Annotated in this window: 10 protein-coding genes; 2 read left to right on the forward strand and 8 right to left on the reverse strand. The window is 69.8% G+C overall.

Annotation, left to right across the window (positions count from 1 at the left end):
* Window positions 1-7 precede the first annotated feature (7 nt).
* The 4 genes from KV396_RS07340 to KV396_RS07355 all read right to left on the reverse strand — a co-directional run bounded on the left by KV396_RS07340 (window position 8) and on the right by KV396_RS07355 (window position 4,134).
* The gene (locus KV396_RS07340) at window positions 8-1,318 is read right to left on the reverse strand and encodes a threonine/serine exporter family protein (protein ID WP_247957367.1); all 1,311 of its coding nucleotides are present in this window, start codon (window positions 1,316-1,318) and stop codon (window positions 8-10) included.
* A 33-nt stretch (window positions 1,319-1,351) separates the two neighbouring features.
* Window positions 1,352-2,707, reverse strand: coding sequence for an anaerobic C4-dicarboxylate transporter family protein (locus tag KV396_RS07345; protein ID WP_247633286.1), 1,356 nt, complete (start codon window positions 2,705-2,707; stop codon window positions 1,352-1,354).
* Window positions 2,704-3,432 (reverse strand): Type 1 glutamine amidotransferase-like domain-containing protein, encoded by a 729-nt coding sequence (locus tag KV396_RS07350; RefSeq protein WP_247957368.1) that lies wholly within the window; start codon window positions 3,430-3,432, stop codon window positions 2,704-2,706. The genes KV396_RS07345 and KV396_RS07350 overlap by 4 nt, the downstream gene beginning before the upstream one ends.
* Window positions 3,433-3,534: 102 nt before the next feature.
* Window positions 3,535-4,134, reverse strand: coding sequence for a TetR/AcrR family transcriptional regulator (locus tag KV396_RS07355; protein ID WP_247957369.1), 600 nt, complete (start codon window positions 4,132-4,134; stop codon window positions 3,535-3,537).
* 109 nt (window positions 4,135-4,243) lie between these two features.
* Between KV396_RS07355 and KV396_RS07360 the strand changes: the two genes are divergently transcribed.
* Window positions 4,244-4,954 (forward strand): SDR family oxidoreductase, encoded by a 711-nt coding sequence (locus KV396_RS07360; protein WP_247623886.1) that lies wholly within the window; start codon window positions 4,244-4,246, stop codon window positions 4,952-4,954.
* A 19-nt stretch (window positions 4,955-4,973) separates the two neighbouring features.
* Here KV396_RS07360 and KV396_RS07365 read toward each other — a convergent pair whose 3' ends face one another.
* Together KV396_RS07365 and KV396_RS07370 are read right to left on the reverse strand one after the other, a co-directional pair.
* Entirely contained in the window at window positions 4,974-5,981 is a 1,008-nt protein-coding gene (locus tag KV396_RS07365) for an NADP-dependent oxidoreductase (protein ID WP_247957370.1), read from the reverse strand.
* Between the two features lie 93 nt (window positions 5,982-6,074).
* On the reverse strand, window positions 6,075-8,228 hold the full coding sequence (locus KV396_RS07370) for an alpha-galactosidase (protein WP_247957371.1): 2,154 nt from the start codon (window positions 8,226-8,228) through the stop codon (window positions 6,075-6,077).
* A 51-nt stretch (window positions 8,229-8,279) separates the two neighbouring features.
* On the opposite strand from KV396_RS07370, the gene KV396_RS07375 reads away from it, so the two are divergent.
* A complete protein-coding gene (locus KV396_RS07375) occupies window positions 8,280-8,810 on the forward strand; it encodes a cytochrome C5 (RefSeq protein WP_247957372.1) in 531 nt (176 codons plus the stop codon).
* Between the two features lie 97 nt (window positions 8,811-8,907).
* Here KV396_RS07375 and KV396_RS07380 read toward each other — a convergent pair whose 3' ends face one another.
* Together KV396_RS07380 and corA are read right to left on the reverse strand one after the other, a co-directional pair.
* Entirely contained in the window at window positions 8,908-9,636 is a 729-nt protein-coding gene (locus KV396_RS07380) for an SGNH/GDSL hydrolase family protein (RefSeq protein WP_247957373.1), read from the reverse strand.
* A 138-nt stretch (window positions 9,637-9,774) separates the two neighbouring features.
* Window positions 9,775-10,776, reverse strand: coding sequence for a magnesium/cobalt transporter CorA (gene corA, locus KV396_RS07385; RefSeq protein WP_247633280.1), 1,002 nt, complete (start codon window positions 10,774-10,776; stop codon window positions 9,775-9,777).
* Between the last annotated feature and the right edge of the window lie 142 nt (window positions 10,777-10,918).

Raw genomic sequence — 10,918 nt, forward strand, 5'->3', positions numbered from 1 at the left:
CGGATCGCTAGCGCCGCCGCCAGGGCAGCAGCCGGTCCCACACGCCACGCGGGGCCTCGGCGACGACCGTCGGCGGCGGCACCACGAACTGCACGATCTCCTCGGCCCTGTGGTGCACGACCCGATACAGCGCGGTGCCGATCAGCACGCCCAGCGCGATCGACATGACCGAGACGAGAGCGGCCAGGAAGTCGGCGAGTCCGCTGTCGGTGGCGACTGCCTCGGTGAGCCCGACGAGCCCCGCGGCACCCGGAACGAGCAGCCAGAACGCGGGCAGGAACGTGATCTGCGCCGGGGCGCCGTGGCGCAGCGAGGCGATCCAGAACACGACGAGCGTCATGGCGACCGCACCGATGAATCCGCCCATCGTCGCGCCGAGCAGCACCGACCCCGCCCACTGGCCGCTGTAGGCGGCGATCAGAGCGAGCAGCACCCATCGGAACGTCGAGGCGGGTGCCGAGAAATGCAGGTAGTTGCCGAGGGCGAAGACCAGGATGCCGATGAGCGCCACCCACCACGGCAGGAAGGCGCTCGCGGCCAGGGGCTCGTAGGAGCGGGATTCGACGCCGATCACCGTGCCGGCGGCGAGGATGCCGAAGGCCAGCAGTGCGAGTTGCACGAACCCGTAGACCAGTCTCGACGCCCCCGAGATCATCTGCCCCGCGGCGAGCTCCACGGTCGCGGTGGTGAGCACCCCGCCGGGCAGGAAGGTCACCAGCGGCGCGATGAGCAGCCGGATCGGGTCTCCGATCTCGATCACCTCCGCGAGCAGGAACACCGCCGTCGCGCACACGAACGCGGCGGCGATCGGCAGCACGAGCTGCAGGGTGGGCGAGCGCACGAGCTTGAGCAGCCCGATCCCCGCACCCAGCACGAACGCGACGATCGCGCCCTGCCAGGTGGGGGTGAGCAGCAGTGCGAGGCCCGTGGTGAGCACGGCGTGGCCGAACGTGCGGGTGACCCAGCCGAGGCGCGGGCGCATCGCGCCGATCTCGTTCAGGCGACGGATGCCGTCGAGCGGCGGTACCTCGCCGGCCCTGGCCCGCGCGATCAGCTCGTACAGCGCGGCGATCTGATCGAAGCGGAACGAGGCGTTCGTCGCCGAGCGGATCGCGACCCGCGACTCCTCGTCGTCGCCCGTCTCGACGAGGATGATCGTCGGCAGCACCACGAAGTCGGTGTCGTCGCCCCCGTAGGCGTCGGCCACCTCGGTCATGGTGTCGCGGATGCGGTCGACCGATTCGGCCGAGGCGTTCATCCCCTGCGCCAACCCGAGCAGGAATTGGCGCAGGGCCGAGCGGTCGACGGCATCCGTCATACCGCCGACCCGCCCTGCGCGTGCGCCGTCATGTCACGAGAACAGGAACGACAGCGTGACTCCGACGATGATCGCGACGCCGACGTACACGAGGTTCGGCAGCTGGAACGAGTGGTCGAAGACGTACTTTCCCATCTTCGTCGTGCCGGTCTGGTCGAACGCGACGGTCGCGACCTGGCTGCCGTTGGCCGGCAGCGTGTAGATGCCCATGGTCGACGGCCAGAGCCCCACCAGCAGAGGTGCGGGCAGGCCGATCGTGATGCCGATCGGCACGATCGCGTTGGTCGCACTCGACTGGCTGGTGGTGAGCATCGCGACAGCGAACAGGGCCAGCGCGAACAGCAGCGCCCCGAGGAACGCCGACGACCCCGAGACCACCGAGCCGAGCCCGTCGACGATGAGGGTCTGGTTCGCGGCGACGAAGGTGTTGGCGAGCCAGGCGATTCCGAAGAGGGCGATCGCACCGACGAGACCGGCGGGGAACGTCGGCTGCTTCGGCACATCGGATGCCTTGACCTTGCAGAACACGAAGATCAGCGCCGCGATCACACCCATCACGACCTCGATGATCACGGTGACGCTGAGCCGCACCGGGTCGCCGGAGTCGTCGGTGCCGATCACCGGACGAAGACCTTCGAAGAGTCCGAAGAACACGATCACGCCGACGCCGATGAGGAACAGCGCGGCGGAGAGCACCGCGGTCGGGGCGAGCTTGTTCTCGTGGGCATCCACCGTCGGCGGCTTGATCTGCTTGTCGGCCAGACGGCGCTGGAACTCGGGGTCGTCTTCGAGGTCCTTGCCGTGGCGCATCATGACGAGCGCGGCGACGAACAGGCCCGCGATGGATGCCGGCCACATGATGAGCAGCAGCCCACCGAGGTCGACGCCCTGAGGGGCGAGCAGCACCACCATCGACGCGGTGGCGGCCGAGACGGGCGAGCAGAGGATGCCGACCTGCGAGGCGACCGCCGAGACCGACAGCGCCCGTTCGGGGCGGATCTTCTGCTGGTACGACACGTCGTAGATCACGGGCAGCAGCGGGTAGAAGATGTTGCCGGTGCCCGCGCCGACCGTGAAGAGGAACGACATGGCGGGGGCGAGGAACACCACCGACTTCGGCTTGCGCCGGATCACCTTCGCCGCGACCGACACCATCCAGTCGATGCCTCCGGCCGCCTGCATCGTGGATGCCGCGGTGATGACCGTGATGACGATGAAGACGGCATCCACCGGGGCGTTGCCGGGTGCTTCGCCGAAGACGAAGATCAGCACGGCGACGCCGACGAGTCCCCAGACGCCCAGGCCGATCCCGCTCGTGCGGGTGCCCATGTAGATCGCGAGGATGACGACGATCAGCTGTGCGACGAGGATCCACACGTTGTCGTTCATGACGACGGCCCCCGCGTGATGGGGCCGGTGCCCGTGAGGATCTCGGTCGCGAGCTCGGTCTCGACGATGCGTCCGTCGATGGCCTCGACCCGCAGGGCCAGGGGGTTCTCGACCGGGCTGATCGCGGTGACGAAGTCGGCGTTCTCGAAGTGCAGCGACTGCAGGTTGCCGACCGCGTAGCCCGTCGCGAGCTCACCGCTCAGCAGCGAGTCGTGGAAGAGCGGGCGCCGCTGGTCCTCGGCGTCGTAGTGCGGGCAGAAGCTGCCGTGCAGGAACCCGAGTCCTTCGGGGAGCACCTGGAGGGTCGGACCGTAGCTGTCGGTGGTTCCGCCCTCGAACCAGCAGATGCCGCCGGCGCTGCCGCCCGTGAACACGACGTTCGAGTCGGGGTCCTCCCACATCTCGCGCATGATCTCGTCGAGGCCCTGCCGCTTCCACACGTCGAGCATGTTGGCGGTGTTGCCGCCGCCGACGTGGATCACGTCGAAGCCCTTCACGAAGCCGGCGAGATCGTCGACCGCGCGGTGGAAGAGCGGAAGGTGGTGCGGCGCGCACCGGTCGGAGTCGTACGTCGAGTAGAAGCTCACGATGTACGCGGCGTCGTCTCCGGTCGCCGTGCCCACGAAGAGGACCCTCGGTCTCTTCTTGCGCGTGAGGCCGAGGATGTAGTCGTGCGTCGGATCATTCCGACGCTCCATCATCGCCTTGCCCGCTCCGGTTGCCACCACATGAGACATGAGCCACCCCGCTCTCGACTGCAGATGCGGCCAAGATATCGGTGTGCCGGGGGTCCCGCTAGCCCATTCTTGAAAAGGCTGTGGGCGGGGTCAGCGGGGCAGGATCGCCGAGACCTGCGTGCGGACGCCCTCGACGATCTGCGCGATGTCGACCTCGGCATCGCTGGACGCCATGGTGAGGAACATGATCGACGAGACCACGCGCGCCAGGGCGGAGGCCTCGGCGGCGGGGATGCTTGCGAGGCGGGAGAGGGTCTCGGCGAGAGCCTGCTCGGTCTCCCCGACGATGGCGAGCGCCGCGGCGTGATGCGGTTCGGTCGGGTCGCCGAAGACCATCTCGCGCAGGTAGGTGCGTCCGTTCTCGACCTGCACCCGATTGCACTCGATGATGGGCGTCGCCAGCGCCATCACGCCGTCGAGGGGCGTGCGGGCATCGGCGGATGCCGCGCGGCCGCGCTCGAGCGCGTCGGCGTAGTGCGAGTTCTGCACGAGCAGCAGGAGCTCGCCCTTGGTCTTGGCGTACAGGAACAGTGTGCCGGTGCCGATGTCCGCCGCATCGGCGATCTGCTGCGTCGTCACCTCGTCGACGCCGCGCTCGGAGAAGAGCTCGGCGGCCGCGGTAACGATGCGCTCGAGCTTCTGCTGCTTGTTCCGTTCGCGTCTTCCGACGGGTGCGCTCTCTGCGGGCACGAGACTCCCCTCGGAATAGATTCTGACCAGGCTCAGTTATGAGTGTAGTCGCGACCGTGCGGGTCACGAGCGACAGGAATCATTGTTCCACGAGCCGAAAGAAGTCCTCATGACCTCCCTCACCCACGCCGTCGTCCTCGTCACCGGAGCGAACGGAGGCATCGGAACGCATCTCGTCGAGCAGGCACTCGCCCGGGGCGCCGCGAAGGTCTATGCGACCGCTCGCCAGCCCCGCGAGTGGGCGGACCCGCGCGTCGTTCCGCTCACTCTCGACGTCACGGACCCGGCGTCGATCGCGGCCGTCGTCGCCGCGGCATCCGACGTCACCGTGCTCGTGAACAACGCCGGTGCCTCGACGCCCACCCCCGGCATCCTCACCCACACCGACGAGGAGATCCGCCACAACGTCGAGACGAACTTCCTCGGACCGCTGTTCCTCGCTCGGGCCTTCGCCCCGCTGCTCTCGGCCCACGGCGGGGAGACCGCCATCATCGATATCCACTCGGCCCTGTCGTGGTACGCCGTCGCCGGCATCTACTCGGCGACGAAGGCGGCCCTCTGGTCGGCCACGAACTCGCTGCGGCTCGAGCTGCAGCCCGCCGGGGTGCAGGTCGTCGGCGTGCACGTCGGCTACGTCGACACCGCGATGGCGGCGCACGCCACCAGCCCGAAGCTCGACCCCGCCGACCTCGTCACCCAGATCTTCGACACGCTCGAGGCCGGCGGCTACGAGGTTCTCGCCGACCAGACCTCGGTGCAGGCCAAGGCCGGACTCTCGGCTCCGCTCGAGGTGGTCTACCCGCAGCTCGCGCAGGGCTGAGGGCGAGTGCGGGGGCGGGTCAGGCGACCGCCCCCGCCCCCGTGACGACGACCTTGCCGCGCAGGCCGCCGCGCGTGAGCGCGGCCAGGGCCTGCGGGGTCTCGTCGAACGGGAACGCCGCGCCCACGACGGGGCGGATGCTGCCGCTGTCGACGAGCGCGGCGATCTCCCGCAGCTGCGAGCCGTCGGCCCTCATCCACAGGAACTCGTAGCCGACGCCGAGCTTCTTCGCCCGCGCGCGGACCTTGCGGCTCAGCGCCGCGATCGCGAGGCGGAGGAGGGGGTTGAGTCCCGCCGCGCGAGCGAAGGCGGGGTCGGGAGGCCCCGCGATCCCGATCGCCTTTCCGCCGGGGCGCAGGACGCGCAGCGACTTGTCGAGGTTCTCACCGCCGAGGCTGTCGAGTACGAGGTCGTAACCCGAGAGTTCTTTCTCGAAGTCCTGGGTACGGTAGTCGATCACCACGTCGGCCCCGAGTTCGCGCACGAAGTCCGCGTTCTTCACGGATGCTGTGGTGGCCACGTGCGCGCCGAGATGCTTCGCGAGCTGGATCGCGATCGAGCCGACTCCGCCGGCGCCGGCGTGGATGAGTACCTTCTGACCGGCCTGCACGTTCGCCCTCTCGACGAGTGCCTGCCATGCCGTCAGCGCCACGAGCGGCAGTGATGCGGCCTCGACGATGCCGATCGACGTGGGCGCGGGGGCGAGGTCGGCCTGGTCGATCGCGATGCGCTCGGCGAACGTTCCGATCCGCTGGTCGCGGGGACGGGCGAACACGTGGTCGCCCACGGCGAATCCCCTGACCTCCGACCCCACGCGCAGCACGGTGCCGGCGACGTCGTGACCGAGGACGAGGGGCAGCGGGGAGGGCAGGATCGCCTTGAATTCGCCCGCGCGGATCTTCTCGTCCAACTGGTTGACGCCGGCCGCCTCGACGCGCACGAGCACGTCGCGCACGCCGAGTTCGGGCTCGGGCGCTGCGACTTCGTGCAGCGGCTGTGAGTAGGTGTCGAACGCGAACGCGCGCATGTAGCGTCTCCCAAGGTCGAGTTGACTCAATTATGAGTCAACTCAGTTTCCTTGTCAACGCAGATGCATCCGAGATCGCCCGGACGCCGCGGGTCAGACGGCCGTGAAGTGCAGGAGCAGTGCGTTACCGGGGTTCAGCACCGGCAGGGGGAGGCCCTGCGCGAGCACCGCGCCCGTGACGGTGAGGTCGGATGCTGCGAGCCACGCCGGGTCGGCGACCTGGTGGCGGTGCGCTCCGCCGATCTCGTCGCGCACGCGCACGCGGTACGTCGTCGCGGGGTCGAGGCCGGGGATCGGCACACGCGGCGACTGCGCGGTCGCGCTGGTCTCGGTGCGCACCCACGCGAACACGGCCTCCTCGCGGTCGGCGCTCACGACGCCGTGCAGAAGGCTGCCGGGGTCGACGTCGTCGCCGCGCACCGTGACGCCCGAGTGCAGCAGTCCCCGCAGCTCGCGGTACAGGGCGGTCCAGGCGGCGATCGCAGTGCGGTCGTCATCGGATGCCGTCGTCAGGTCCCACTCGAGGCCGGCGTGGCCGAACAGGGCGGTCGCGGCGCGGAACGAGAACGACGCGTGCCGACCGGTGGTGTGCGAGACCGTCGGGCCGACGTGCGCGCCGATCAGCTCGGGCGGCAGCAGCGTCTGCGTACCGCGCTGGATGCTCTGGCGCTCGATCGGGTCGTTGCAGTCCGACGCCCAGACACGGTCGGTGCGGGCGAGGGTGCCGAGGTCGGTGCGGCCTCCGCCCGAGGCGCACGATTCGATCTCGAGACGCGGATGCCGGCGACGGATCTCGTCGAGCACGCGGTACACCCCGAGCGTGTGGGCGTGCACGCGGCGGCGGCCGCGCGCGTCGAGCGAGGCGTGCAGGTCGCGGTTGTGGTCCCACTTGACGAAGTCCACGCGGGCGCGTGTGATCACGTCGTCGAGTCGCTCGACGATGTAGTCGACGACGTCGTCGCGCGAGAAGTCGAGCACGAACTGGTGGCGCGAGGCGAGCAGCGGGTTCTCGCCGAGCAACCAGTCCGGATGCTGTCGCGCCAGGTCGGAGTCGGGGTTCACCATCTCGGGCTCGAACCACAGGCCGAACTCGAGGCCGAGGTCGTGCACGCGCGCCGAGAGCGGTGCGAGCCCCTCGGGCCACACGTCGTCGTCGATGAACCAGTCACCGAGGCCCGCATGGTCGTCGCGGCGCCCGCGGAACCAGCCGTCGTCGAGCACGAACCGCTCCACGCCCAGCTCGGCGGCGGTCGTCGCGAGCGCGGTGAGGGTGTCGAGGTCGTGGTCGAAGTACACCGCCTCCCACGTGTTGAGCAGCAGCGGCCGCGGCGTCTTCGGGTGGCTCGGGCGCGACCGGATCGACGCGTGGAACCGGGCGGTCACGCCGTCGATCCCCTCGTCGCTCCAGGTCGAGAGCAGCTCGGGCGAGCCGTACGTCTCGCCGGGCTGCAGGCGCACCTCGCCCGCATCGACGAGTTCGCCGCCGCCGAGCACCGAGCGGTGGGCTCCGGCGCCCTCGGGCAGACGCTCGACCAGCATCTCCTGGTTGCCGCCCCACGCGAGGTGCGCGGCCCAGACCTCGCCCGAGCGGAAGCGGAAGCCCTCGGTGCCGGTCAGGGTCAGGAACGAGGAGTCGTGGCCGGGGCGTCCGCGACGCGACGATCGCAGCCAGGTGCCGTCGTGGATCGCCGCGCGCTGCGACACCTTCTCGTTCGTCCAGCGGCCCGTGAAATCGACGACCTCGGCGGCGCGGGCGGGCAGCGGTAGCAGCGAGCGCACGGCGGCGACGTCGACCGGATGCTCGGCGCCGATGTTCTCGAGGACCACGGAGGAGTGCAGCACGCCGGCCTCGTCGAGCGCGAACGTGAACGTCGCCTCGACGGTGGCGCGGGCATCCACCAGCACGAAGCTCGCGCTCGCGGCATCCGTCTGCACCGTCCGCGTCCGCGCGAACCCGTCGATCACGGCGTCCGCTGCGGTCGCCTCGATCGCCGGGGTGCCCGACCATCCGTGCGCGCGGCCGGGCGCGATCGAGAACGAGCGGGCCACGTCGAGGGAGCTGTTCATCACGGCCGGGGTGGCGGTCGCGAGGAGGCCGGGGATGTCGGCATCCGTCAGCGGTGCACCCCAGTGCGCGATGGTCGGGGCGCCGAACAGGTCGGTCGTGACGACGAGGCTCACGCCTCCGTTGCGCAGGTGCGTGGCTTCCGGAACGGCGCTGTCCGGAACGGGGTTACTTGACAACATGAATTAATCATAGCCAGACCGGAGCGAGGAGTTGTCGGCAAGGATGGGAACATGACCACTGCACTCGACGAACTCCTGGCCGCCGTCATCGAGAGCGGCCACCTCGACGAACCGGTCGCCGAGGACGGCATCGTGCACGGCCGCGCCCACCTCGAGGCCGCCGGCACCGACGTCACCGTCAACATCGACCCCGAGATCGCAGACGGCGATGCGGATGCCGAGGCCGACGTCGAGGAGCTGGTCTCGGGAGTCGAGCGCATCCTCTCGATCACCGAGAAGCGCTGGCGCGCGATCGTCGACGAGGCCGCGTCCGACATCGAGGAGGCCGTCGGCGAGTCCGAGGTCAGCGAGCGCATCGACCTGCGCGACGACATGGAGGCCGCGTCGGTCGTCGTCTTCGCGGATGCCGTGCTCGTGTCGTTCGACGCCCCGCGGCAGTTCCCCGACTCGCGCATCCTCGTGCAGCTCGACGAGGAACTCGAGGTCGACGGGGTCGAGGTCGCCGAAGACGACGGGGTCGAGACGATCTCCTTCGCCTCGGGCGACGCGCTGCTCGACCACATCAGCCGCGACGACGCCTGAGGTTCTTGCCGCGGGACGCTTCGACAGGCTCAGCGACCCAGTCTCTTCCGCCCCACGGGGTCCCTGAACCTGTCGAAGGGGCGCCCCGCGCGACCGATCAGCTGTAGATGCGCGCCGCGCCGACCTGCGCCTCGAGCAGCGGCAGCGTGCGTGAGCGCTCCGGTTTCGGGCGGATGCCGAGCACCGTCGCGATCTCGAGCGCGAGGGCGGCGTGCCCGGCCGCGTTCGGGTGGAACGGGTCGCCCATCAGCCCCCACGGGATGCCGCCGGCGCCCAGCTCGATGAGCCGGGCGTACTGATCGACGAGGATGACGTCCTCGCTCGCGGCGACCTGCCGCACGGCATCCGCGAACTCGGCGACACGGGCCCGCTCCGGAGCGTTGGCGACGTCGATCGGCGGCGGGGTCTGCAGCACCGCGATCGCGCCGAGCGCCCGCACCCGTGCGACGAACTCGCGCAGCGAGGCGGCGTACTCCTCGGGCGAGACGACCGGCTGCGGTCCACCGGTCGAGAGATCGTTCGTGCCGATCATCAGCGTCACGACGTCGGGCCGCCACGACGACACCCGGCGCTCGAAGTCTCCGAGGATGTCGACGATCCGGTGCCCGCTGATCGCCGAGTTCACGACGATGTCGCGCACCCGCTCGAGCTCGCCGCGAACGAGTTCGTGCAGGTGCTCGGCGTAGCTGCGGCCGCCCTGCGTGAAGACGAGGCCGTGGGTGATCGAGTCTCCGGTGATCACCCAGGTCAGCGGGTCGCCGCCCGCGAGCAGGTCGGCGAGGCGGGCGAGATCGGACGCGGCGGTGGGGGCGGTGGTGTCGGACACGCCTCCGACCCTATCCACAGCATCCGACGTCGTGCATGCCGCCGCGCAACGGGAGGAGATCTCACGCTCCGCAGGATCGAAACAGCGGATGCCTCCTGCGGAAGCCGAGTTCTCCTCCCGGGGCGCGCGGCGCCGCGCTCAGAGCCAGCGCTTGTACTTGAAGATCCCGAAGAGACCGATCGCGAACGCCGCCATCGCACCGAGAGCCAGCGGGTAGCCGAACGCCCAGTGCAGCTCGGGCATGACCTCGAAGTTCATGCCGTAGACGGTGCCGACGAGGGTGGGGGCGAAGATGATCGCCGCCCACGAGGAGATCTTCTTGATCTCGTCGTTCTGCGCGATGCTCGTGTCGGTCTGACGGCGGGCGACGAGGGCGGAGTGCACGCGCAGCGCGTTCTCGAGGATCGCGCGGAACGAGTCGACCCGCTCGTTCACGCGGATCGTGTGGTCGAGCACGTCGCGCAGCGACCGCTGCAGCTCCTCGTCGATGCGGTACTTGTCGGACCCTCGGCGCAGCCACTCGAGCATGCCGGTGAGCGGGTGCACCGCCCGCTGGAAGTTGATGACCTCGCGCGAGAGCTCGTAGATGCGCCGGGAGAGGGCGTCGTCGTCGCTGTCGCCGAAGAGCTGGTCCTCGATCTCGTCGATGTCGTTCTCGAGCCCCGCGACGATCGGCTCGTACTCGTCGACGACCTCGTCGAGGATCGCGTAGAGCACGGCTTCGGGTCCCATCGCGAGCAGCTCGGGGTGCGCCTCCATCCGCCGCCGCACGGCCGCGAGGTTCGGCGACTCGGCGTGCCGGATCGTCACCACGAAGTCGGGGCCGACGAACAGGTGCAGCTCGCCGAACTCGACGGACTCCTGCTCGTCGCGGTAGCGCGCCGGCCGCAGCACCGCGAAGAGCGTGTCGCCGTAGCGCTCGACCTTGGAGCGCTGGTGGCCCGAGAGCGCGTCTTCGACGGCGAGCGGATGCAGATCGAACTCGCGTGCGACCGAGGCGACCTCTTCGGGGCTCGGTCGATAGAGGCCGATCCACGCGATGCCGCCGACGGAGTCGAGGATGCGGTAGGTCTCGTCGAGGTTCTGGGGGGTCTCCACGCGACGTCCGTGGACGTACACGCCGTTGTCGATCAGGGCCATGGGAGTGCTTCTTCTCTCGCAGGCGCGCACCGACCGGGGGCGGGCGCGCAGTTTCGTCAGGATGCGGAGGACGCCACCCGGGACTGCGGAGATCGACGTGCGAACGCGGAGCGGATGCTCAACGCGCGAGCGCAGGGAGTCG

This window comes from Microbacterium galbinum (assembly GCF_023101185.1).
Classification (GTDB): domain Bacteria; phylum Actinomycetota; class Actinomycetes; order Actinomycetales; family Microbacteriaceae; genus Microbacterium; species Microbacterium galbinum.